This is a genomic window from Amycolatopsis sp. DSM 110486, from assembly GCF_019468465.1.
GTDB lineage: Bacteria > Actinomycetota > Actinomycetes > Mycobacteriales > Pseudonocardiaceae > Amycolatopsis.
In genome coordinates this window covers 1359845-1382736 of record NZ_CP080519.1, presented here as the reverse complement: position 1 = coordinate 1382736, position 22892 = coordinate 1359845, and the positions used below count along the sequence as shown (strand labels likewise).

Below are 22892 nucleotides of genomic sequence, written 5' to 3'. Positions count from 1 at the left end.
ACCGGGTGATCAGCGCAGCGCGTCCTGCAGAGCCGCCAAGCCCACCGGTCCCACCGCGAGCGCGTCGTGGTGCCATTGCCGCAGCGAGAAGTCCGGGCGGGAAGCCGCTTCCGAGCGCGCCGCGAGCCAAGAGCGTTCCCCCAGCTTGTACGCGATCGCCTGGCCCGGCCAGCCGAGGTAGCGCACCACCTCGGGGTGGACGCGGTGCTCGGCCGCCAGCCCGCGTTCGTGGAGCACGCGGCAGGCCGTGTCGAAGTCCCAGCGCGACCCGTCGGGCAGGGGCAGGTCCAGGTGCGCGCCGATGTCGATGACGACGCGGGCGGCGCGCATGGCGGAGCCCGCGAGCATGCCGAGGCGGGTGCCGGGCTGGGTGTACCAGCCGAGTTCGTCGGCGAGGCGCTCGGCGTAGAGCGCCCAGCCCTCGGCGTGACCGCTGACGGAGTGCACGCGCGCGAAGCGGCTGACGCGGTCGGCGGCGAGCTTCGCGGTGCCGATCTGCAGGTGGTGGCCCGGCACGCCCTCGTGGAACACCGTGGTCAGCTCCGACCACACGGCGAAGCGCGAACGTCCGCCGAGCGGCCACCACGTGCGGCCCGGGCGGACGCCGTCCTCGCTGGGGCCCGTGTAGTACGGCGCGCCCGAGGCCGAACCGTGAGCGAGGGTCACGTCGATCGCGCGCAGCGGTTCCGGGATGTCGAAGTGGGCGGCGGCATCGGCCATCGCGCCGTCGTGGGCGGCGCGCAGCCAGTCCACATAGGCCGGTTCACCGTCCACAAAGTACTTCTCGTCGAGCAATGCCATGGCCTCCGCGACCGAAGCACCCGGACGCACCTGGGCCGCCTCCGCTGCCAGCTCCTGCTCGATGCGCTCCAGCTCGGCCCAGCCCCACTCGTACGCCTCGGCCAGGTCGATGTCCGCGCCCAGGCTCAGGCGCGCGCCGGCCGCGTAGCGTTCGGCGCCGACGCCTTCGACAGAGGTCGCGCGCGGTGCGTAGTCCTCGCGCAGGAAGCGCGCGAGCTCGGCGTAGCCGCGGTGGGCGGCGTCGGCGGCGGAGCGCAGGTCGAGGGCGAGCGGGCCGTCGCCGTACGCCTCCACCAGCGCTTCGTGCACGCCGGCGAACCGGTCGGCCTGCGACGCCGTCTCCAGGGCCTGCCGGCGCGCGGCGACGAGGCCGCGGTCGAGGCCCGCGCGCAGCGACGTCTGCCAGGCCGCCAGCATCGTCTCGACGCCGGCGAGGCGCACGCCGATCACGTGCCAGTCGTCGTCGCCGGTACGCGGGAGCATGTCCACGGTGTCGCGCAAGGAAGTCAGTACCCCGAACTGCGCCTTCACCGTGCGCAGCGGCTCGCCGAGGTCGTGCCACGCGAGCTGAGCCTCGAGCCGTTCCTTCAGGTGCGCGCCCCCGATGCGGTCCTCGCCCGACTCGGGCGTGAGCGTGGCCAGAGTCTCGAGCGTCCGGCGGGCTTGGTCGGCGCGAGCGTCGAAACCGTCGGGCGAGAAGTCGGTGAGCGTGGCGGGGTCGGGCGTGGTGATCCCGCGCATCGTCGCGGCCACGGGGTCCAGGGCGGCTTCTGCGGTCACGTGCTCGTCGGAGAGCTGGAAGATCGGCGTCACGCGGCTCACGCTATACCCGCGCCGCGAAGCCGGTGTGAACTTCGGGAAGTCACACTGCTTGGCGAGAACACCGGTGACCACTAGGATCCCGCCATGCACTCCGTGGTGATCCTCGCCTTGGACAAGGTCGTGCCGTTCGACCTGGCCACGCCCATCGAGGTGTTCACCCGCACGCGCCTGCCCGACGGCCGGGCCGCCTACCAGGTGCGCGTCTGCGGTCCGGCCGAGGAGATCGACGCCGGCGCCTTCACGATCCGGCCGCGGCACGGCCTCGAAGCGCTCGCCGAAGCGGACACGATCATCGTCCCCGGCCGCGACGAGCTCGAAGAGGTGCCTGCCGACGTCGTAGATGCCCTGCGTGCAGCCGCGGCGAAAGGCACGCGCATCGCGTCCATCTGCTCCGGCGCGTTCATCCTCGCCGCCACCGGCCTGCTCGACGGGCAGCGCGCCACCACACACTGGGTCGCCGCGCCGCAGCTCGCCGCCCGCTACCCGGCGATCGAGGTCGACGCGGGAGTGCTCTACGTCGACAACGGCACCATCCTCACCTCGGCCGGCGCCGCCGCGGGCCTCGACCTCTGCCTGCACCTCATCCGCCGCGACCACGGCTCCGCGGTCGCCGCCGACGCCGCCCGCCTGTCCGTGATGCCGCTCGAACGCGAGGGCGGCCAGGCGCAGTTCATCGTCCACGACCAGCCGCCGACCCCGCGTGGCTCGGTGCTCGAACCGGTGCTGCGCTGGCTCGACGAGAACTGCGCGAAAGACCTCACCCTCGACGACATCGCCGCCCACGCCGGCATGAGCAGCCGCACGCTCAACCGCCGCTTCCGCGAACAGACCGGCACCAGCCCGCTGCAGTGGCTGCTGCGCGCCCGCATCCGCCAGGCGCAGCACCTGCTGGAAGCCACCGACCACGGCGTCGACCGCATCGCGGGTCAGGTCGGCTTCGGCTCGCCGACGTCGTTCCGCGACCGCTTCAAACGCATCGTGGGCACCAGCCCGCAGGCCTACCGCGGCAGTTTCCAGCGGCGCTGAGCACCGCCCTTGGACACTGGAAACCGGCCGGACGCGACGGCAACCGCCGCGCCCGGCCGGGGGATCAGTGCAGCAGCCCGGTCAGCTCGGAGAGGTCGCCCAGGCCCGCCAGCCCGTAGGTCAGCTCCGTGATCCGATCGGCTGTCTCAGCGGAGACCACCCGCGTGGCGTTGAGACGGAACTTCGTGGCCAGCTCCTCGGCCGACAGCGGATTGTCCGGCCCGCCGCGGTTCACGTCCACGCGTTCCTCCACTTCGGTCCCGTCGGTCAGCCGCGCACGCAGGACGGCGGGGAACTGGTGCGGGAAGATCTCGTCGCACCGCGAGTCCGGCACGCACGTCACCTTCGCCGCCAACGCGAGCCGCGCGGGATCAGCCGCCGCGGAGTCGGTGAAGTCCTCGTGGAACACGCCCAGCCCGCCGCCGCCGAGGAACGCCGCCGCGACCGTGTACGGGCCGGAGAACGCCGCGTGGTAACCCGACTTCGGGTGGATCTTGTCCTCGCGCGGCTCGCCGATGGTGCGCAGCACGGCGGTCGGAGCGCCGAGCTCCAGACTGGTTATCGAAGCCGGATCCACGCCCCGGGTCCGCAGCCGGCGTGCGGCGTCGATGCCCGCGTGCGTGAAGTGGTTGCAGGGATACGGTTTGAAGAAGATCCCGGGCAGCTCCCAGTCGGTGCCGAGCCCGGTCACGATCTCGTCGACGTGGGCCTGGTCTCCACAGAACGCCTGCAGGAAGCCGAACCGGCCCTCCAGCACGGTCGGCGGGCCGGTGATGCCGTGGCGTGCCATGCCGGCCGCGGTCGCTCCCCTGACCGTGGGCCACGGGCCGATCTCCTTCGCCGCCAACGGCGACAACCGCAACGCGTTCCCCGTCCTGATGCAGGTCCAGGACGGTCAGGTCAAGCAGGTCTTCCCCCCGGACAAAGCCGAATCCCGGCCCGACTACACGGTGAACTGGCGGCCATGAGCGAACTCTCCCCCGGGGCGACACTCGCCCCCGAATTCTCCCCTCCGGACGACACCAAAGCCAAGCAGCGCAAGGCTTTCCTCGGGCGTGCCGGCGTGGTCGCCGTCGTGCTCGTGGTCGCGATCGTCGTCGCGCTCCTGCAGTCGGGCAGCGGCCTGGTGGTGTGGCAGTCGGTGGTCACCGGCATCCTCACCGGCGGGCTCTACGGCCTGATCGCGATGGGGCTGACGCTGATCTTCGGCGTGCTCGACATCGTCAACTTCGCCCACGGCGCACTGCTGGCCGTCGCGATGTTCATCTCCTTCGGCATGGTGGCCGGCACCGGCATGCACCCCTACCTCACGCTCATCGTCGCGGTCCCGGCGTTGTTCCTCATCGGCGCCGCCGTGCACCGCGGGCTGCTGTCGGGTTCCGCGGGCAAGACGCTGGAGAACCAGCTGCTCATCACGCTCGGGCTCTCGCTGCTGCTGGAGAACCTGCTGCTGATGTTCTTCGGCGCCGAGCCCAGGAGCATCGCATTGCCTGGCGACTTCCAGTTCTCCTTGCTGGGCGCGATCGTCGCGGGTTCGCGGCTGTACGCGTTCCTCGGCGCGATCCTGCTCGGGGCGGTGCTGTTCTGGCTGCTGCGCCGCACCCGGCTCGGCACGGCGATCCGCGCGGTCGCCGCCCACGGCCCGGGCGCGGAGCTCGTCGGCATCAACGTGAAGCGGATCCACACCGTCACCTTCGCGATCGGCACGGCCTGCGCCGGTGCCGCCGCGGCACTGGCGGGACCGCTCGTCACGGTGACGCCCACGCTCGGCGAGCAGTTCAACATCACCGCGTTCGTGGTGGTGGTGCTCGGCGGAATGGGCAACGTCGTCGGCGCGCTCGTCGGCGGCCTGCTGATCGGGCTGGTCGAGCAGCTCACCACGATCTACCTCGGCGGCCAGAGCTCCCTGCTCGGCGTGTTCGTGGTGTTCGTGCTGGTGCTGTTCCTCCGTCCGCAGGGCCTGTTCGGGAGGCGAGCATGAGCACCATCACCATCGCGGCGCCGGCATCGAAAGAGAAGGTCAAGGCACCGCCGCTGCGTCCGCAGAACCGGCAGTACGCGATCCTCGCGCTGCTCGTGCTCATCGCGATCCCGCTGCCGCTGATCCTGCCGGCAGCTCAGGGCGCGGTCGCCGTGCGCATCCTGATCTTCCTGCTCATGGCCGTGGGCTGGAACATCATGAGCGGCTTCGGCGGGATGTTCAGCTTCGGCCACGCCGCGTACTTCGGGCTCGGGGCCTACACCAGCGCGTACCTGCTGGTGAAGCAGAACGTGTCGCCTTGGATCGGGATGCTGGCCGGGATGGCGGTGGCCGCCGCGGTCGCCGTGCTCATCGGGTACTTCTCGTTCCGCTACAAGCTGCAGGGCGCGTACTTCGCGCTGGCGACCTTCGCGTTCGCGGAGATGCTGCGGCTCATCGTGACCAGCAGCGCGTTCGCCAACAAGTCGGTGGGCTTCAGCGTGCCGCTGATCCAGGGCTCGTCGCTGTGGAAGATCCAGTTCCCGGCCGACTCACCCGCGTACTTCTGGGTGGCGCTCGTGCTGGCCGGGGCCGCGGTCGCTGTCAGCATCGGGTTCCTGCACTCGCGCGCAGGCCGGTACGTCACCGCGATCCGTGACGACGAGCTGGCGGCGTCGTCGCTCGGGGCGCCCGTGATGCGGCACAAGCTGATGACGGTGGCGCTCTCGGCGGCGATCACGGCCGTGGCCGGTGCCTTCTACACGCAGTACTACCTGTTCGTGAACCCCGATCTCGGGTTCGGTTCCGCGATCTCGATCCAGGCGATCGTGCCCGTGGTGATCGGCGGCATCGGCACGATCTGGGGCCCGGTGGTGGGCGCGATCATCGTCGGCTCGCTCACCGACGTCACGGCGACGTTGCTGCGCACCCCACCCGGGTTCCTCGGGTTCCTGCAGGGCCGCAGCGGGCTCGACGTGGTGCTCTACGCCGTGCTGCTGATCCTCATCGTGCGGTTGCTGCCGAAGGGCATCGTCGGAACTCTGGTAACGAGGTGGCGGCGATGAACTTGGTTCAGGTCAAGGGCGTCGGCAAGTCCTTCCGCGGGCTGCACGCGCTGTCCGATGTGGACTTCGAGGTGGCCGAGGGCGAGATCCTCGGCATCATCGGGCCCAACGGCGCGGGCAAGACCACGCTGTTCAACGTGGTGTCGGGCGCGCTGACGCCCGACGCCGGCCGCGTGCACCTCGCGGGCGCCGACGTGACGGGCCGCTCGCCGGACCGGATCGCGCGGGCCGGCATGGTGCGCACGTTCCAGCTGATGCGGCCGTTCTCCAGCATGACCGTGCTGGAGAACGTGAGCCTGGCGGCGCAGCACCACCGCTTCGCGGCGAAAGACCTGCGGAAACACTCGCTCGACGTCGTCGAACGCGTGGGGCTCGGGCCGTGGGCGCACCGCGCGGCACCGGACCTGCCGACGGCGGGGCTCAAGCGCCTGGAGCTGGCCCGCACGCTCGCGATGCGGCCCAAGGTGCTGCTGCTCGACGAGGTGCTCGCCGGGCTCGTGCCCGCCGAGCGCGAACCCGTGCTCGACCTGCTCGCCACGCTGCGCGAGCAGGAAGGCGTGACGCTGGTGTTCATCGAGCACATCATGGCCGCCGTGATGCGGCTGGCCGACCGCGTGCTCGTGCTCGACCAGGGCCGCTTGCTCGCCGTCGGGTCGCCCGAAGAGGTCACCAGCGACCCCCGGGTGATCGACGCCTACCTCGGGGAGGAGCCGACCCGTGCTGAAGCTTGACAAGGTCTGCGCCGGTTACGGGCGCATGCGGATCCTCCACGACGTGGACCTGGAGCTGGCCGAGGGCGAGATCGTGGCCCTCGTCGGGGCGAACGGTGCCGGCAAGACCACGACGCTGCGCAGCATCTGCGGCCAGCTGAAACCGATGTCGGGCACGATCACGCTCGACGGCGAGCCGACCGCGGGCCGGCGGCCCGACCAGCTCGTGCGCGAGCGTCTCGTGCACGTGCCCGAGGACCGCGCGCTGTTCGGCACGCTCACCGTGGAGGAGAACCTCCGCATGGGCGCGTGGACGCGCACGGCGGCACAGGCCACGAAGTCGCTGAAGGAGGTCTACGACCTGTTCCCGGTGCTCGCCGAGCGCCGTTCGACGGTCGCGCAGACGTTCAGCGGCGGGCAGCAGCAGCTGCTCGCGATCGCGCGGGCGCTGATGGCCGGGCCGCGGCTGCTGATGCTCGACGAGCCCTCGACCGGCCTGTCGCCGAAGCTCACGTGGACGATGCTGGAAGCCGTGCAGCAGATCCGCGACACCGGCGTGGCGGTGCTGCTGGTGGAGCAGAACGCCAAGCAGGCGCTGGCCATCGCCGACCGGGCGTACGTTCTGGAGAGCGGGTCGACCGTGCTGGCGGGCACGGGCGCCGAGCTCGCGGACGACAGCCGGGTCAGGAAGGCGTACTTGGGACTGTGAAAACGGAACAGGCCACCGAGGCGACCGCGGCTCTCGGCGGGTGGGTGTCCGAAGTGGACGTCACGGCCGTGCCGGCCGCCGTGCTGGACCGGCTCGCCCTGGTGCTGCTCGACGTCATCGGCGTGACGGCGGTCGGGGCAACGCTGCCCGAACAGCGAGCCCTGGCTGCCGCATGGCGGGCACCGGACGGTCCTGCGCCGTTGATCGGGGCCGGGCGGCGGGTGTCCACGGACGCCGCCGCCTGGCTCAACGCGATGGCGCTCGTGTCGCTCGAGCTCGACGAAGGCAACAAGTACGCCAAGGGTCACCCTGCGGCCCACGGCTTCCCCGCGGTGCTCGCGCTCGCGGCCGAGCTGGACAGCACCGGCGCCGACACGGCGGCGGCGCTGCTGACCGCGTACGAGGTGGCGTCGCGCTTCGGCCGGGCCACCTCGTTGCGCCCGGGCGCGCACCCGCACGGCAGCTGGGGCGTGCCCGGCGCCGCGGCCGGCTGCGCGCGCCTGCTGGGCCTCGCGCCCGGCGCGGCCGCGGCGGCGATCGACACCGCGGCCGGGATGGCCATCGCCGGGCACTTCGACTCGGCGACACAGGGCAACCCGGTGCGTAACGCGTGGCTGGGCGCCTCGGCGATGTCCGGGCTCGCCGCCGTGCGGATGGCGGCGGCGGGCATGGCGCGCACGACGGGCACGGCCGCGCTCTCGCTGGGGACGGTGCTGGGGTCGTTCGACGCGGCCGAGCTCACCACCGAACTCGGCTCGCGGTGGGACATCACGCGCGGCTACTTCAAGCGGCACGCGTCCTGTTCCTTCACGCATCCGGCGGCCGACGCCGTGCTGGAGCTGCGTTCTGATGCGCGGTTCCGGTCGGAAGGCATCACGAAGATCGTGGTGGAGAGCCACGTGCTGGGCGCCGGACTGTCCGGAGTGGACTGGTCGAACCGGCTCTCGGCGATGTTCTCCACGCCGTTCGTGGTGGCCACGGCCGCGCTCACCGGCGAGGTCGGGCCGGGTTCGGCCGTCGACGACGCCGGTGTGCGTGCGCTGGCGCGGCGCGTGCGGCTCGTCGAGGCGCCCGACCTCACCGCGCGCCTGCCCGACGAGCGCGCGACCCGCGTGCAGGTGTGCTTCGACGACGGCGCCACGCTCACAAGCGAGGTGCCCAACCCGGTCGGTGACGCCGACCACCACCCGCTGACCGAGCCGGACGTGCTCGGCCTGCTGAAGACGTGGCTGCCACGGCAGCCCGAACTCGTGGACCGGGCCGCCGCCCTGGGCCACGACCTGCCCGGCCTGCCCCGCGTCGGCGCGGCGCTGCGCGAACTGGCCGGGACCGACGAGAAGGAGCTGAACTGATGCGTGCCCTCGCGGTGACGCCCATCCACCTGCCGCCCGACGAGGTCGCCCGGCGCCAGGCCCGCTACGACCGCCTCGCGCCGCCGGGCGTGGAGATCGAGCTGCGCAACGTGGGCCCGACCGCACCGGCCACTTTGGACACCGCCGGGTCGATGCGCGACTCGGAGCGGGAAGTCGCCGCGCTGCTCAAGGCCGCCGCCGACGGCTTCGACCTCGCGTTCCCGGACTGCGTGCTCGACCCGTCGGTGCCCGACGCCGTCTCCGACCCGGCACTGCCGGTGCACGGCATCCTCAAGCTGTCGGCGACCCACCTGGCGGGCAAGGGCGTGCGGTTCGGCGCCGTGGTGCGCAACGAGGCGATCAAGGACGAGTTCGCCAGCCGGATCGCCGCGTACGGGCTCGACGAGTACCTCGCCGGCATCCGCGTGCTCGACCTGCCGTTCTCCGCGATCGCCGAGACCGAGGTGTGGAACGCGGCGCTGGGCTCGGCAGTGCGCGAGCTGGCCGAGCTGGGCGCGACGGCGGTGATCAACGGCTGCTCGGCGGTCGACGTCGAGCCGGCCGACCTGCCGGCGCGGATCGTCGACCCGACGGAGCTGGCCATGCGGCTGCTGGCCGTCGAGGGGGTGCGGTGAGCGACGGACCGGACCTCGTCGTCGCCGGCGCCGGTGGCGGGCTCGCGGGCGCGCTGCGGGCGGCCGAGCTGGGACTGAGCGTGCTCGTCGTCGAGGCGAGCGAGCACTTCCGGCGGGGCAACAACACCTCGATGTCCACGGCGATGTTCCCCGGCGCGGGTTCGCGTTGGCAGGCTTCGGCGGGGGTTGCGGACTCGCCGGAGCAGTTCGTCGCCGACATCATGGCGAAGACGAAGGGGCAGGCCGACCCGCGACTGGCGCGGACACTCGCTTCGGTGAGCGCACCGCTCGTCGAGTGGCTCGCCGATTCGGCGGGGTTGCCGCTTTCTTTGGTGACGGACTTCAACTACCCCGGCCACGCTGTCACGCGCTGCCACTCGATCCCCGGCCGCCACGGTTCGGGCGTGATCGACCACCTGGCCCGGCGCGTCACCGAGCACGAGAACATCGAGCTGCTGGTGCCGGGCAAGCTGATCGACGTGCTGTCCGATTCCGGCGGTGTGCGCGCGGTCGTGGTGCGTTACCCGGACGGGACCGAGGAAGAGATCCCGACGCGCGCGGTGCTGCTGGCCACCAACGGCTTCGGCGCCGACAAGGACCTCGTGGCCCGGCACCTGCCGGAGATCGCGGGCGCGCTGTACCAGGGCAGTGACCAGTCGCTGGGCGACGCGTTGCGCATCGGCGAGAAGCTGGGCGCCGCAACCGGGTTCCTCGACGCGTACCAGGGCCACGGCGCGGTCGCGGCCAACGCCGGCACGCTCGTGGGCTGGGCGACGGTCATCCACGGCGCATTCCTCGTCGACCTCGGCGGCCGCCGCTTCGGCGACGAGACGCGCGGCTATTCGGAGTACGCCGCGGAGCTCGCCGCGCGTGAAGGTTCGACCGGCTGGATCGTGCTGGACGAGACGATTTTCGAGCAGTGCCAGCCGTTCCAGGACTTCAAGGACACCGTCGCCTCGGGTGCGCTGGTGTGGGCCGACGACGCTGCCGGCCTGGCTGCCGTGACGGGGCTTCCGGCGGAGGCGCTGGCCGACGAGCTGTCTCGTGTCGCCGCGATCGCCCGGGGCGAGCGGCCCGACGAGTTCGGCCGCACCAACTGGGAACGCCCGCTTTCCGGCCGCTACGCCGCGGTCCGCGTGGTGCCCGCGTTGTTCCACACCCAGGGCGGCCTGATGGTCGACGAGAACGCGGCCGTTGTGGACGCTTCCGGGCAACGCATCCCTGGCCTCTACGCCGCCGGCGGCGCGGCCGCGAGCATCTCCGGCCACGGCGCCGCGGGTTACCTGCCGGGCAACGGGCTGCTGCCCGCGTTCGGCCTCGCCTACCTGGCCGCGAGCGACGTCGCCCGCCGTCACCACTGACTTTCCCTTACATCGCAAGCGGAGGAGAAGAATGGCAACCACGGAACTGCTCGTGAAGAACGTCCGGGTCGTCCGGCCCGACGACCCCGACGGGTCGCAGCCGGAACTGCTGGACATCGCCGTCAACGACGGCAAGATCACGCGGGTGGCGCCGAACCTGCCCGAGGACGACGCCGCCCGGGTGGTCGACGGCCGCGGTCTGCTGGCTTTCCCCGGCGTGGTCGACGCGCACCAGCACTGGGGCATCTACAACGAGCTCGCCACCGACACCCGCACCGAGAGCCGGGCGAGCGCGCAGGGCGGCGTCACCACATCGCTGACGTACATGCGCACGGGCCAGTACTACCTGAACAAGGGCGGCAGCTACCGCGACTTCTTCCCCGAGGTCCTCTCGGCGTCGCAGGGCAACGCGTACGTGGACTACGCGTTCCACCTCGCGCCGATGAGCTCCGAGCACATCTCGGAGATCCCGTACCTCGTCGAGGAACACGGCGTCACCTCGTTCAAGATCTTCATGTTCTACGGCAGCCACGGGCTGCACGGCCGCTCGACCAGCCAGAGCGACTTCCTGATGATCCCGCCCGACGAGCGTTACGACATCGCGCACTTCGAGTTCGTGATGCGCGGCGTGCAGAACGCGCGCGAGATCCTCACCGAGTACGCGCCGCACTTGTCGCTCTCGCTGCACTGTGAGACGGCCGAGATCATGACCGCGTACACGAAGCTGGTGGAGCAGGAGGGAACGCTCTCGGGCCTGCGCGCGTACAGCGCTTCGCGGCCGCCGCACTCCGAGGGCCTCGCGGTGACCATCGCGTCGTACCTGGCGCACGAGACGGGCCTGCCGAACATCAACCTGCTGCACCTGTCGTCGGAGAAGGCTCTTTCGGCCGCCCTGACCATGGGCAAGGCGTTCCCGCACATCGACTTCCGGCGCGAGGTGACCATCGGCCACCTGCTGGCCGACGTCGACACCGCCTCCGGCATCGGCGGCAAGGTCAACCCGCCGTTGCGCGAACGTGAGGACGTCGAGGCCCTCTGGCGCCACGTCCTGGCCGGCGACGTCGACTGGGTCGTCAGCGACCACGCCTGCTGCCGCGACGAACTCAAGTTCGGCGCCGACCGCGACGACGTCTTCTTGGCGAAGTCCGGCTTCGGCGGCGCCGAGTACCTGCTGCCCGGCCTCGTCGGCGAGGGCACCAAGCGGGGCCTTTCGCTGCAGCGCATCGCCCAGCTGACCTCGACGAACCCCGCCCGCCGCTACGGCCTGCTGAACAAGGGCACCATCGCCGAGGGCTACGACGCCGACTTCGCCCTGGTCGACCCGGACGTCCGCTGGACCGTCCACGCGGCCGACTCGGAGTCCACCCAGGAGTACACCCCGTTCGAGGGCTTCGACATGACCGCCAAGGTCACCGACACCTTCGTCCGCGGCCACCACGTCTACGCCGACGGCAAAATCACCGGCGACCCGATCGGCCGCTACCTCAAGCGCGGCCGCTGACCCACCCCGTTCGTGGGCCCTTCGTGCTTCGGCACGGAGGGCCCACTTTCTTTCACCACCTGGAAAACCGCCGACCGAAAATCAGCGACCGCTGGTGTCGCCCGAATCGCGGAGCCAAGCCCAGCTATGCCGTATCTCCTCCGCAGCATCACGCACCAGCACCCGATACCGCCCCACCGCCTCCGGCGTGAACCGATACTGCGGCCCGCAAATACTGATCGACCCGTGAATCTCCCCATCCGGCCCGAACAGTGGCGCCGCCACCGACCCCGCCCCCGGCTGCCTCTCCCCAAGCGAAACCGCAACCCCTTCACGAGCAGTCTCCGCCAGCACCGCCCGCAAATCATCCGCCGTCGTGATCGTCTTCTCCGTCAACGCCGGCAACTCCCGCCCCAGCACCGCCGCCTGCCGCTCCTCCGGCAGAAACGCCAGAATCACTTTCCCCGAAGACCCGGCGTGCAACGGAAACCGACGTCCGATATCGACCGTCATCTTGATCTCACGAGGACTCTCGAACTGATCGAGATACACCCGCTCATCGCCGACCAACCCGGACAACGTCGTGGTCTCACTCGTCTCATCCCGCAACCGGCGCAGCACCGGCGTAGCGACGGTCCGCGCATCGAACCTCCGCAACGCACTCGCCCCCAACGCCACCGCCGCCGGACCGAGCCGGTAACCGGCCACACCAGGGTCGGTGGCGAGCATCTCCCGCGAGACGAGCGACTGCAGGATCCGGTGCACCACGGCCTTGGCCAGCCCGAGTTCCCGGCTGATCGCGCTCACCCCCAGGTACCGGGGCCCGCCCGTGAAGAGCAGCAGCACGTCGGCGACGCGCGCGGCCGCTTCCGTGCCGGCGTTGTCGGGCGAAGCTGCGGGCTTGCGCCCGGCGGTACTCTGGGTGCTCAAACCGGTGGTCCTCGGAATTCTGGTTGTGTTCCGCTGGTGGGAACGTGGGTGAACTGAGCGCTGGCGCCCAGCTGGCGCCCACTTTACCGTTTCCGGGGCGTTTTCGGGACCACTGTGTTCCGGTCAGCGATACGGCAGCACCCGCGCCAGTGCCTCGACGGCCGTCGTGGGGTCCGGCCCCGCGGGGATGAACACGACGTGGCCCGCGCCGGCGGCGTCGAGTTCGGTCAGCCGGGCCCGGACGTCGGCCGGCGTGCCGACCACCGCCAGCTGGTCCACCCACTCGTCGGGCAGCGCCGCCGCGAACTCCTCCCGTGACCCGGCCGCCTTGCGCAGCGCCGCGAACTCGTCGGCGAACGGCAACGGCGCGAGGTGCGGCGCCCAATCCGGTTCGCCGATCGCCGTGAGCGCCTGCCGGGCCAGCGCCCGCGCGCGGTCGGGGGAGTCGTCGACAGCCGCGACGTTGTAGGCGATGAGCTCGTGCTCCGCCCCGACGATCTCGCGCACGGCCCGCAGGTACTCCGGCGTGACGGGCTCCGCGAGGATCGTCCCGTCCGCCACCTCGGCCGCGAGGGCAAGCGACTTCGGTCCGCGCGCCCCCGCGTACAACGGCGGCACGACCTTCGGCGGGCTCTGCAGCCGGACGTCGCGCAGCTGTATTCCGGCGCCGTCGAAGCTGACGTGCTCGCCGTCGAGGATCGCCCGGACGGTGGTGAAATACTCGCGCAGCAGCGTCAATGGACTCCCCGGCCACGCCCCGGCCTGCCGCAGCCACGCCGGCATCCCGTGCCCGATTCCGGCCAGCAGCCGCCCCGGGAACATCCCGGCGAGCGTCGCCAGCTCCATCCCCGCGAACGCGACGTTCCGCGCCCCGGCCGGCAAAACCCCGATGCCGACCTGGACCCGCTCGGTCTTCGCCAGCGCCACCGCCGCCTGCGCGACGCCGCCGCGGAAGAAGCAGTCCTCGACTACCCACAGCTCGTCGAACCCCAGCCGCTCGGCCAGCTGCGCGTACCCGACGAACTGGGTGACGTCGAGATCCGGCGGCGCGATGAGACCGATCTTCACGGCGGGTTCCTCCCCGGTACGTTCTCCTTGCCTGGCAACGAGAACGTACCGCTCGCCGGTTCCCGCGTCAGGAGGGTTCGTCCGACGGCGCCTCCTCCGGCCAGTCGAGACCGGCTTCCGTGATCAGCGTGTCGAAGATCGGCGTGTCGGGCTGAGTCATGTCGGGGCCACCACGTCGATGATCGCGTCGGCGCGGACCCATTCGTCGGCGTCGTGGGTGCCGTCGGCTTGGACGGGGACCCAGGTGACCTCGGTGTCGGTGTCGAGCACGGGCGGGCCGGTCACGATGCCGCGCCGGCACAGGCGTTGCGGGCCGGGCTTGCGCTTGCCCGGCAGGTAGGTGACGCGGTGGCCGCGCACCAGTGGTTCCTCGTCCATGGTTCCCCTCCTCATGATGTTCCCCTGCGTTCCCTCTCAGGCCGGAAGTTCGTCGTTGACCTCCGCGAGCCCCGCGGTCACGACCCGGCACGGCGCGCAGCTCGCGACGTGCCCGCCGATCACCGTCGAACGCCGCCGCGACAGCCCGCCGCGCACCCAGGCGCCCAGGTTGCGGCGCGCCTCCGCGCAATACGGATCTTCCGCGTGCGGCACCTGGACCTGCAGGTACGCCTGGCGCAGGCCCTCGCGCGCCCGCCCGGCGAGCACGGCGGCACCGTTCGGCGAGACGCCCAGCAGCAGCGCCGCCTCCGCGGTCGAGCCCCCTTCCGCGGCGGTGCGCCACAGGACCGTTCGCCACCGGCCCGGCAACGTGCAGTAAGCCGACCAGACGAGTTCGACGTCGGACCGGCGCAGCGCTTCTTCCTCGGCCACCGCCCGCGCACCGCCGGGCTCGGGGACGGTTTCGTACAGGTCGACGCGGTTGTCGTGCCGGCTCCAGCTCGCGGCGAGGTTCCGCATCGTGACGATCAAGTACGGCCGCGCGTCGTCACGCGGTCCACCGCCTGCGCGCACGGTGGTGATCACGCGCGTGAACGCCTCGGCGACCAGGTCCTCGCACTCCGCCGGCTGGTGGCGCCAGCGCGCGGCCGTGCGGCGCATCGGCTCGACGTGGCGGCGGTAGAGCGCCCCGCTCGCGTGGAGGTCACCGGCGCGGACAGCCGCGAGCAGCACCGGGTCCGGCGGCTCGTCGTCCACGCAACTCCCCACGCGGTTCTCCAGATCGTATGGACACTCTCCGTAAGAATACTGACGGTGTTCAATAGGCACCCAAAGTAACAGGTACAGAAGTGTACCCGATATCGCGGGGAGCGCTACACTTTCCGCCGATGACGTCCCCGGGCACCCCCCACAAGGCTGACGGCCGGGCGGCGCGCTGGGCGGGCCAGCGAGAACGCCGCCGTCGCGAGTTCGTCGAGGCCGGGTTGCGCGCCATCGCGCGGCACGGGCCGGACGTGTCCACCGAGCAGATCGCCGAGGAAGCGGGCGTCGCGCGCACGCGGTTGTACAAGCACTTCGCCGACGCCACCGACCTGCAGTGCGCCATCGCCGACCGCGCGGGCGAGCTGATCACCGCCGAGTTCGCGCCCCTGTGGGACCCACCCGGCACCCCCATGCAGATGATCCGCGGCGCGATCGGCGCCCACACGCGCTGGCTCGCCGACCACGCCCACCTCTACCGCTACCTGACGCAGGTGTCGGGCCGCCCCGGCACGCGCGACGTGGTGGCCGACGTGAAAACCGCGATCGCGCGCCAGCTGACCGTGGTGTTCGAGCGCTACCTCGCCGCGTACGCCATGGACACGCGCGTCGCCGACACGATCGCCTTCGCCCTCGTCGGCCTCGTCGAGTCCAGCACCGCGCGCTGGCTGGAAAACCCCCGCGGCCTCGACCAGGCCGACCTGGCCACCCTCCTGGCCCGCTGGACCTGGCACATCCTCGACGACGCCCTCCGCGCGGGTGGCATCACGCTCGACCCGGATGTGCCGTTGCCGGAAAGTGTTGCGGGGCCGGAGGGTTCATGAGTCGCTTGTGGACTGTGGCCAGTCGAGTCGCTGGAGGATCCGGGTGAACCGCATCAGCGTCTCGACCTCGGCGAGGTTGGCGCTCCAGTGAGATTCGTCGAGCCGAGTCTGGCGGGCGGATCCGCCTGCCTCAAGTGAGTTCCGCGTGTTCAGCGGGTGATGAGGGACGCGAAGGCGGCGCGCACGTCGGCGTCCGAGGCGTCGACCGGCATGTCGGACGGCGGGCCCAGGTCGGTGTAGCCGTAGGAGGTGTAGGAGACCGACGGGGGACAGCTTGTGCCGCCGATCTCCACTTTGGTGTCGGCGACGAGCTTGCCGGTGCGGAGTTCGTAGGCTTTGAGGGGGATGGCGATCTTGTGGAACGTCACGTCGTCGGGGAGTTCGGGAAACGTGTGGTTCTCGTACTGGCACGTGCGGACGGCGGTGCCGTTGGTGTCGTCGCCGGCGCAGACGATGAGGACGGCCTTCGTCGGGTCGGTCACGCGCCAGTCGGCGGGGAGGCGGTTGGTGAAGTCGTCGTTGCCGGAGAAGATCGCGTGGTTCGTGCCCTTGCCGTAGGGCGGGGCGGCGCTGTACGGGGCGGGCTTGGTGCAGTACTCGGGCGCGGTGGTGTTCGACAGGAGGCTGCGGACGTTCGCCAGCTCACCCGCCACCTTGGCCTTCCGGACGCCTTCGGTGGCCCTCGCGGCGACGGCCCTGCGCGGGTATTGGTCGAGCACCTGCTGGTACCGCGTGCCGGCGTTCTGCCAATCGCCGGCTGCCAGCAGGGTGTCGCCGCACGCGACGAGGGCGCCGGGCCGGGTGCGGTCGACGACGTCGGCGGCCTCGTGACGGGTCCGGAGCCAGTCGGTGTCCACGGCGAGGTCGCACGGGTTCTGCGCCGGAAGCTTGGCCAGGAACCCGTCGAGCACGACGTCGGCCATCCGCTCGTGGCCGGGCAGGTCGGTGCGCACCCCGGCCAGAGCGTCGAAGCCCGTCTTCAGCTGACCAGTGTTGCCGGGCAGGCCGCCGGCGAGAGCCTCGGCCGCGGCGCGGAGCCGGCCGCACGCCTCCGCTGTCGCGTCCCCCTCGGCGGCCAGCGGCGCGTCGGCAAGGCGGTGGCCGAACCACACGCGGTCGAGCGCCGCTTCGGCCTTGGCGCAGTCGCCGCTGTCGCGCGCGTCGGCCACGTCGCGGGCAATCGAGACGGCGTCGAACCTCAGCAGCGCGGCCACCACGAGCACCGGCACCGCGACGGCCAGCGCCACCACCCAGTCCCGCCACCGGCTCCGCGCCGGTGGGCCCGCGAGGAACCACCCGCGCACGATCCCGGCCGCCCACCACACCAGCACCACGATCTCGAACCACACCGTCGGGAACGCCGTCACCAGCAGCACCGCCAGCACGACCGTGCCCACCACGTTCAGGACCGCCAGACCCCGCCGCCCCAGCAGCAGGTACCCGACCCCCAGAAACGACGCGTTCCCGACCGCCACCGCGGCCGGACTGGCCCGCCGCACCGACACCCACGGCGGCTCGTCCATCGCACCCCTTCCCGCACCCCTCGACGACCGCCGCCGATTGTGGCCACGGACCCCGGGAGGGGTCCCGATGCCTTCCTCAGGAGTCCGCGGCCGGACGAGCGTTGTCCGGCGTGATTGTCGGGGTGGGGTCGCTTTGTCGGCCGGACGTGGGAACTTCTGGAAAGGAGTTGCCGCCGCGTTTGGTCGCCGGGGGTCGAGTTGCGACGTAGTCCGCGGCTGGATGCCACTGACCCGCCCCTCACGAGAGACAGGCGAGTGGCGCGGCGCGACTTTTGCGGCCGACGTTGGGCGGCGCGAACCTTCCGGGCATCACGCGTTCCGTCCTCGGATTCGTGCCCCGGGCCAGACCTCGGCCCAAAGCAGCAAGCGGTTCGCACACATCGGATCCGTTCCCCGGCAAACCCGCGAGTCCGAAGTGGTCACCAGCCCGTGAGCCTCAACCCAGCCGCTTCCTCCACTCCAGATCCACCCGGATCCGCTCCTCCGGCGACCCGTCCCACGTCACCGACAGCTCCTGCGCCCGCAGTGCCGCGGCCACCACCTGCCCCACGTCCGCCGTGTCGGCCGGGGAGTCCGGCGGCCGGCCGTACGACAGCAGAAGTTCGCCTCCCTCGACCGCGCGGGCCGTGTCCTGCTCGTGGAAGAAGACGAACCCCCGGTCGCCCGGGGCGGCTTCCGCGCCGATTTCCGTCAGGCCGCAGTTCTGGCAGCACGCGAAGTCCGCCCGAGCCACCACCCCCGCGGACGCCAGAGCCGAGAACGCCGCCAGCACCCGATCCGGGTCGGTCACCGGAGGCCACGTGCGTTGTTCCGCCACCCGCGCCTGCCAGAGCCGGTCGACCACGGAGCGCGCCTGCGGCAGTGACACTGAGGGCTCCAGGTACTCCGTGATCGCGACCGCGACGTCGTCGGGAGTGCTGAAGCCGCCGTGCACCAGCGGTCGCGCGAACTCCACGGCCTCGGCCGCGGTGTCGGCGGGCAGGTCGTTCTGCTTGCGTCCCCACATGCCCGCCATGGTGCCACCCACCCCCGACAGAAACGGCGGTTATCCTGGAACGACCGTGCGGCGAGGAGCGAAACGATGGTTGTGGAGAAGGCGACCCGGACCTACCGGATGAGCCGGCGGGCCGACGCCATGGAGGACACGCGCCGCCGGATCACGGAGGCGATCGTCGAGCTGCACGGGTCGATCGGCCCGGCGCGCACGACCATCGCGGGTATCGCCGAGACCGCCGGCGTGCAGCGCCACACCGTCTACCGCTACTTTCCGACCGAGGAAGACCAGCTCGCCGCGTGCGCCGCGCACTTCTGGGGCTTGCACCCGCGCCCGGATCTCGAAAGCTGGCAGGCGGTCGGCGAGCCGGCCGAGCGCATCACGCACGCGCTGAAGCAGCTCTACGCCTTTTACTCCGAAGTGGAGCCGATGCTCGTCAACTCCCTGCGCGACGCCGTCGAAATGCCCGCCGTCGAGCGCGCGCTCGAGTCGATGGCGGCGTTTCTCGAAGACGCCACGAGCCTGCTCTCCGCGGGCTGGTCGCCGGCCCGCGGGCGCAAGCGGTTCGTGGTCGCGGCGGTGCGCCACGCGCTGGCCTTCGACACCTGGCGCTCACTCGTGCGCGAAGCCGGCCTGAGCACCAACGACGCCGCGAAGCTCATGGCCACCATGGTCGCCGCCGCGAAAACCACGCCCTGACAACGGAAAAACGGCACGGGGGAGACCCGTGCCGTCCCGGCAGGACTCAAGCAGCCCGGCCGTTCACCAGATCCCGCGTGACGTTCGCGATCCGCGACCCGGCATACCGAGCCGACGCCTTCGTCTCATCGCTGATCGGGATGGTGCCCTGACCGTCGGCGTGCGAAGGCCCATACGGCGTGCCCGTGGCGAACTGCACGGGGTCCGTGTACCCCGGCGTCACCAGGATGCCGCCGAAGTGGTGCACCGTGTTGTACAGCGCGAGCAGCGTCGACTCGCGGCCGCCGTGCGCCGTCGCGGTCGAGACGAAGCCGGAGTACACCTTGTCCGCCAGCAGGCCCTGCGCCCACTGCCCGCCCAGCGTGTCGAGGAACTGTTTGAGCTGCGAAGCCACGTTGCCGAACCGCGTCGGCGTGCCGAACACGACCGCGTCGGCCCACAGCACGTCGTCGGCGGTCGCGACGGGCTCGTCGCGCACGGCGTCGGAGTGCGCCTGCCACACGGGGTTCGCCGCGATCGCCTCGGGCGGCGCGAGCTCGGCCACGCGCCGCACGCGCACCTCGGCACCCGCACCCTCGGCGCCGGCCGCGTACTCCTGTGCCAGCGAGTGGACGCTGCCCGTCGAGCTGTAGTAGATGATGGCGACCTTGGGCGCAGTCACGATCGGCTTCCCTCATTTCAGAGTACAGTATTGTGCTTTGAAAGCGAGGGTAGGCAGGGCAGCGCGAAGCTGTCAATCATTCAAGTGCACACAGATGGTTGATGAAAATCTAGAGCGCGCTGTGCGTACGCCGGTAACCGGTCGGCGTCGTGCCAACCTCGCGGCGGAAGATCGTCCGGAAGTTGGCCGCCGTGCCGAAACCGGTGGCCGCCGCGATGCGCTCGACGGGCCAGTCGGAGGTCTCCAGCAGCCGGCGCGCGCTGAGGATGCGGTGGTTGACGACCCAGCGCATCGGCGACATGCCCGTCTCGAGCTCGAAGTGCCGGATGAACGTGCGGCGCGGCAGGTTGCTGCGCTCGGCCATGCGCCCGACGGTGATCGGGTCGCCGATGTGCTCCATGACCCAGCTGCGCGTGGCCGAAAGATCCGTGCGCGCGGCGGTGAGCACGTCGACGTACTGTGGCTGCGCGCCGCCGCGGGCGGGGGAGGCCACGACCTCCTTGCCGGCCTCGTGGGCGGCCGCCGCGCCGAAGTCGGTGCGGATGAGGTGCAGACACGCGTCGATGCCGGCGCCCGCCCCCGCGGACGTGAGGATTTTTCCGTCTTCGACGAACAGCTGGTTCTCCAGCACGCGCACCGCGGGGTACTGCTCGCGCAACGCGGCGAGGTAGCGCCAGTGCGTGGTCGCCTCGCGGCCGTCGAGCACGCCGCTCTCCGCGAGCGCGAACGCGCCGGTGCAGATCGCCACCACGCGGGCACCGCGGTCGGTGGCGAGGCGGATCACGTCGAGGTACTCCTCGGGCAGCGGTACCTCGGGTTCGTCGTACCCGGGCACGATCACGATGTCGGCCTCCGGCGCGTCGGCCAGTGAATGCGTCGGCGTGATGCCCAGCGGCGAACCCGTGGTCTCCTTGCCACACACAAGTACGTGGTAACCCTCTTGCCGGCCGAGGATGTGTGCGGGGATGCTGAAGTCGAGCCCCATGACCCGGGGCACGGCCAGCAGCGCCACGACCAGCTGCGTGCGGGGCAACGGATGTCTCCTCGGATCGCACCGGAACCAACTGCCGCCAGGCTACCCGCACTGGCACGATCCTTGCCCATTCTGGCATCGAAACGGCTGGTGAGAGCGGTCTGCCGGCTCGTAGTGTTCGGTCTTGATCACGCGGCAGGAAGGCTGAAAACCCCATGAGCAAGCCGATCGAGAGGACCACCGCGAACTTCGGGGTCCCGTGGGAAGGCATCTACGGCTACGTCCAGGCCGTGAAACACGGCGACACCATCTACGTCTCCGGTCAGCTGTCCCACGACGGCGACCAGCTCGTGGCGCCCGCGCCCGTGGACGAGAACGGCGCCGTCACCGACTTTTCCGCCATGGAAGAGCAGATGCGCCGCTCGTATGTGAACGCCGCCGAGCTGCTGAAGCGCTTCGGCGCGACGCTGGCCGACGTCGTCGAAGAGGTGCTCTACGTCCTCGACATCGACGCGGCCTTCGCCGTGGCGGGTCCCGTGCGCAAGGCGGCCTACGGACGGGAGGACCCGCAGGTCGCCAGCACGCTGGTCGGCACGACGCGGCTCGCCTTCCCCGAGCAGCTCGTGGAGATCAAGCTCATCGCGCGGGTCTGACCCGTCCGCGGAGCGCCCTCGCCGGCCGAGACCGGCGAGGGCGCTCAGGCGTCGTGCGCGGAGTCGCGGCCGGAGTCCACGAAGAACGCCGCGACCACCCCGCCGATCGCGCACAGGATCCCGATCACCACGAACGCGGTGTTGTAGCCGTCGATCTGGTTGCCGGCGCCGTCGATCAGTGCGCCCGTCGCCCACGGCGCGATGATCCCCGACGTGCTCTGCAAAGCGATGAACAGACTCAGCACACTGGTGCGCTGCGAAGGCGCGGCTGCCGTGCCGATCGCCGCGTAGACGATCGGCTGCGCCACGAGCGTGAGGCAGTAGCCGGCGACGAGGATGACGTAGGCGAGGTAGCGCGCGCTTCCCGCCAACGGCAGCACGGCCAGCAGTACCCCGCCGGCGGCGAGCGAGAGCGTCGGCACGAGGCCGTGCGCGATGCGCGCGGACACACCCCGCGCGAGCAGTCGGTCGGTCAGCCAGCCGGAACCGAGCATGAACGCCATGCCGATGACGCTCGGCAGTCCGAAGAGGACACCCGAGGTCAGTGTGGAAAACCCCAGTCCGGCTTCGAGGTAGGACGGGAACCAGCTGAACACCACGGAGATCAGCGCGTACATCGGATACGTGGCCAGCAGGAGCACGATGAACGTGCGGCTCCGCGCCACCTTCAGAAACGTGCGCCGCCGCGCGGCTCGGTCCACTTTGTCCGGTGCCTCCGGCGTGACCGCGAACGGCCCGGTGCGTCCCGCGAACAGCCACACCGCGCACCAGACGAGACCGGCGAGACCCAGCGCGAAGAACGCCGACCGCCAGCCGGAGTGCACGATGAGCAGTGTCAGCAACGGTGCCGCGACGATCTTCGCGAGCGACGCGCCGGACGTGAGGATCGCGGTCGGCAGTCCGCGGCGGTGCTTCGGGAACCAGCTGTACGCGGTGGAGTTGGCCACCGCCGTCGCCGGACCCTCGGCGGCACCCAGGCCGATGCGGGTCGCGAGCAGCACGCCGCCGCCCGCGAAGAAGAACACCGGCAGCTGCGTGGCCGCCCACAGCAGCGACATCACGAACAGCAGCCACTTCAACGGCACGTGTCGCGTGGCGAGGAACCCGATGCCGACGGCGCTGAGGCTGTAGAGGAAGTAGAACGAGCTGCTGATCAACCCGAACTGCGACGCCGACAGGTGCAGTTCTTTCATGAGCGGCTGGGCGGCGAGCGCGAGCGAGATGCGGTCGGCGAAGTTGAGGACCATGAAGACGGCGAGCAGGAGCAGCACCGTCCACGCCATCACCGGCCGGTAGCGCGGCTCGGGTCTGTCGACGGTGACAAGCGGGATCTCCGGGGCTCTTGAGGTGGTCACGGGATTCCCTTCGCTGGCACGACGGCGTTGTCGCCCATCGCGGTGGTGGGGTTCTCCGAAGGAAGCGGGAGTGTCCGAAGTGGCCGGTCGAGCGGCGCACGCGGCGCCCTGGCGATCGGTGTGAGGGACAGTATGTCGGAGTTGCGTTACAGTCA

24 protein-coding genes are annotated in these 22892 nt (G+C 71.0%); 13 read left to right on the top strand and 11 right to left on the bottom strand.

All coding sequences use genetic code 11. The features are described from left to right. Positions 1-9: 9 nt before the first annotated feature. Positions 10-1614 carry a DUF885 domain-containing protein gene (locus tag K1T34_RS06750; protein WP_220243424.1) on the bottom strand — a complete coding sequence of 535 codons (1605 nt, stop codon included), beginning with the start codon at positions 1612-1614 and terminating at the stop codon, positions 10-12. 93 nt (positions 1615-1707) lie between these two features. Here K1T34_RS06750 and K1T34_RS06745 point away from each other — a divergent pair, with 93 nt between their 5' ends. Beyond that, entirely contained in the window at positions 1708-2649 is a 942-nt protein-coding gene (locus K1T34_RS06745; RefSeq protein ID WP_220243423.1) for a GlxA family transcriptional regulator, read from the top strand. A gap of 64 nt (positions 2650-2713) precedes the next feature. On the opposite strand, the gene K1T34_RS06740 is transcribed toward K1T34_RS06745, so the two are convergent. Further along, a complete protein-coding gene (locus tag K1T34_RS06740; protein WP_255638359.1) occupies positions 2714-3439 on the bottom strand; it encodes an MmgE/PrpD family protein in 726 nt (241 codons plus the stop codon). Here K1T34_RS06740 and K1T34_RS06735 point away from each other — a divergent pair. The 9 genes from K1T34_RS06735 to K1T34_RS06695 are packed head-to-tail and all read left to right on the top strand — an operon-like array spanning position 3438 to position 11941. Then, positions 3438-3617 (top strand): hypothetical protein, encoded by a 180-nt coding sequence (locus K1T34_RS06735; protein WP_220247895.1) that lies wholly within the window; start codon positions 3438-3440, stop codon positions 3615-3617. The genes K1T34_RS06740 and K1T34_RS06735 overlap by 2 nt on opposite strands. Beyond that, complete coding sequence (locus K1T34_RS06730; RefSeq protein ID WP_255638358.1) at positions 3614-4630, top strand: branched-chain amino acid ABC transporter permease; 1017 nt, start codon at positions 3614-3616, stop codon at positions 4628-4630. The genes K1T34_RS06735 and K1T34_RS06730 overlap by 4 nt, the downstream gene beginning before the upstream one ends. After that, complete coding sequence (locus tag K1T34_RS06725; protein WP_220243422.1) at positions 4627-5673, top strand: branched-chain amino acid ABC transporter permease; 1047 nt, start codon at positions 4627-4629, stop codon at positions 5671-5673. The genes K1T34_RS06730 and K1T34_RS06725 overlap by 4 nt, the downstream gene beginning before the upstream one ends. After that, positions 5670-6404: an ABC transporter ATP-binding protein gene (locus K1T34_RS06720; RefSeq protein WP_255638357.1), complete on the top strand. Its 735-nt coding sequence runs from the start codon at positions 5670-5672 to the stop codon at positions 6402-6404. Before K1T34_RS06725 ends, K1T34_RS06720 begins: the two co-directional genes overlap by 4 nt. After that, on the top strand, positions 6391-7092 hold the full coding sequence (locus tag K1T34_RS06715; RefSeq protein ID WP_220243420.1) for an ABC transporter ATP-binding protein: 702 nt from the start codon (positions 6391-6393) through the stop codon (positions 7090-7092). The genes K1T34_RS06720 and K1T34_RS06715 overlap by 14 nt, the downstream gene beginning before the upstream one ends. After that, on the top strand, positions 7089-8444 hold the full coding sequence (locus K1T34_RS06710; RefSeq protein ID WP_255638356.1) for an MmgE/PrpD family protein: 1356 nt from the start codon (positions 7089-7091) through the stop codon (positions 8442-8444). The genes K1T34_RS06715 and K1T34_RS06710 overlap by 4 nt, the downstream gene beginning before the upstream one ends. Next, the gene (locus K1T34_RS06705; protein ID WP_220243419.1) at positions 8444-9079 is read left to right on the top strand and encodes an aspartate/glutamate racemase family protein; all 636 of its coding nucleotides are present in this window, start codon (positions 8444-8446) and stop codon (positions 9077-9079) included. Before K1T34_RS06710 ends, K1T34_RS06705 begins: the two co-directional genes overlap by 1 nt. Then, the gene (locus tag K1T34_RS06700; RefSeq protein ID WP_220243418.1) at positions 9076-10440 is read left to right on the top strand and encodes an FAD-binding protein; all 1365 of its coding nucleotides are present in this window, start codon (positions 9076-9078) and stop codon (positions 10438-10440) included. Before K1T34_RS06705 ends, K1T34_RS06700 begins: the two co-directional genes overlap by 4 nt. A 31-nt stretch (positions 10441-10471) precedes the next feature. Continuing rightward, on the top strand, positions 10472-11941 hold the full coding sequence (locus K1T34_RS06695) for a dihydroorotase family protein (protein WP_220243417.1): 1470 nt from the start codon (positions 10472-10474) through the stop codon (positions 11939-11941). An 81-nt stretch (positions 11942-12022) separates the two neighbouring features. On the opposite strand, the gene K1T34_RS06690 is transcribed toward K1T34_RS06695, so the two are convergent. The 4 genes from K1T34_RS06690 to K1T34_RS06675 all read right to left on the bottom strand — a co-directional run bounded on the left by K1T34_RS06690 (position 12023) and on the right by K1T34_RS06675 (position 15052). Then, positions 12023-12850, bottom strand: coding sequence for an IclR family transcriptional regulator (locus tag K1T34_RS06690; RefSeq protein WP_220243416.1), 828 nt, complete (start codon positions 12848-12850; stop codon positions 12023-12025). Positions 12851-12973: 123 nt separating this feature from the next. Then, positions 12974-13918, bottom strand: coding sequence for an LLM class flavin-dependent oxidoreductase (locus K1T34_RS06685; RefSeq protein WP_220243415.1), 945 nt, complete (start codon positions 13916-13918; stop codon positions 12974-12976). Positions 13919-14074: 156 nt separating this feature from the next. After that, on the bottom strand, positions 14075-14296 hold the full coding sequence (locus K1T34_RS06680) for a hypothetical protein (RefSeq protein WP_220243414.1): 222 nt from the start codon (positions 14294-14296) through the stop codon (positions 14075-14077). A 36-nt stretch (positions 14297-14332) separates the two neighbouring features. Then, entirely contained in the window at positions 14333-15052 is a 720-nt protein-coding gene (locus K1T34_RS06675) for a sigma-70 family RNA polymerase sigma factor (protein WP_255638355.1), read from the bottom strand. A gap of 131 nt (positions 15053-15183) precedes the next feature. On the opposite strand from K1T34_RS06675, the gene K1T34_RS06670 reads away from it, so the two are divergent. Continuing rightward, on the top strand, positions 15184-15879 hold the full coding sequence (locus K1T34_RS06670) for a TetR/AcrR family transcriptional regulator (RefSeq protein WP_220243413.1): 696 nt from the start codon (positions 15184-15186) through the stop codon (positions 15877-15879). 149 nt (positions 15880-16028) lie between these two features. Here K1T34_RS06670 and K1T34_RS06665 read toward each other — a convergent pair whose 3' ends face one another. Continuing rightward, entirely contained in the window at positions 16029-17402 is a 1374-nt protein-coding gene (locus K1T34_RS06665) for a hypothetical protein (protein WP_220243412.1), read from the bottom strand. A gap of 436 nt (positions 17403-17838) precedes the next feature. Continuing rightward, positions 17839-18408 (bottom strand): hypothetical protein, encoded by a 570-nt coding sequence (locus tag K1T34_RS06660; protein WP_220243411.1) that lies wholly within the window; start codon positions 18406-18408, stop codon positions 17839-17841. A gap of 75 nt (positions 18409-18483) precedes the next feature. Between K1T34_RS06660 and K1T34_RS06655 the strand changes: the two genes are divergently transcribed. Continuing rightward, positions 18484-19095, top strand: a complete 612-nt coding sequence (locus K1T34_RS06655) for a TetR/AcrR family transcriptional regulator (RefSeq protein ID WP_220243410.1) — start codon at positions 18484-18486, stop codon at positions 19093-19095. Between the two features lie 46 nt (positions 19096-19141). On the opposite strand, the gene wrbA is transcribed toward K1T34_RS06655, so the two are convergent. Together wrbA and K1T34_RS06645 are read right to left on the bottom strand one after the other, a co-directional pair. Further along, the gene (gene wrbA / locus K1T34_RS06650; protein WP_220243409.1) at positions 19142-19756 is read right to left on the bottom strand and encodes an NAD(P)H:quinone oxidoreductase; all 615 of its coding nucleotides are present in this window, start codon (positions 19754-19756) and stop codon (positions 19142-19144) included. Positions 19757-19865: 109 nt separating this feature from the next. Further along, entirely contained in the window at positions 19866-20789 is a 924-nt protein-coding gene (locus K1T34_RS06645) for a GlxA family transcriptional regulator (protein WP_220243408.1), read from the bottom strand. Positions 20790-20944: 155 nt separating this feature from the next. Between K1T34_RS06645 and K1T34_RS06640 the strand changes: the two genes are divergently transcribed. Continuing rightward, on the top strand, positions 20945-21382 hold the full coding sequence (locus K1T34_RS06640) for a Rid family hydrolase (RefSeq protein ID WP_220243407.1): 438 nt from the start codon (positions 20945-20947) through the stop codon (positions 21380-21382). Between the two features lie 44 nt (positions 21383-21426). On the opposite strand, the gene K1T34_RS06635 is transcribed toward K1T34_RS06640, so the two are convergent. Beyond that, a complete protein-coding gene (locus K1T34_RS06635; protein WP_220243406.1) occupies positions 21427-22737 on the bottom strand; it encodes an MFS transporter in 1311 nt (436 codons plus the stop codon). Between the last annotated feature and the right edge of the window lie 155 nt (positions 22738-22892).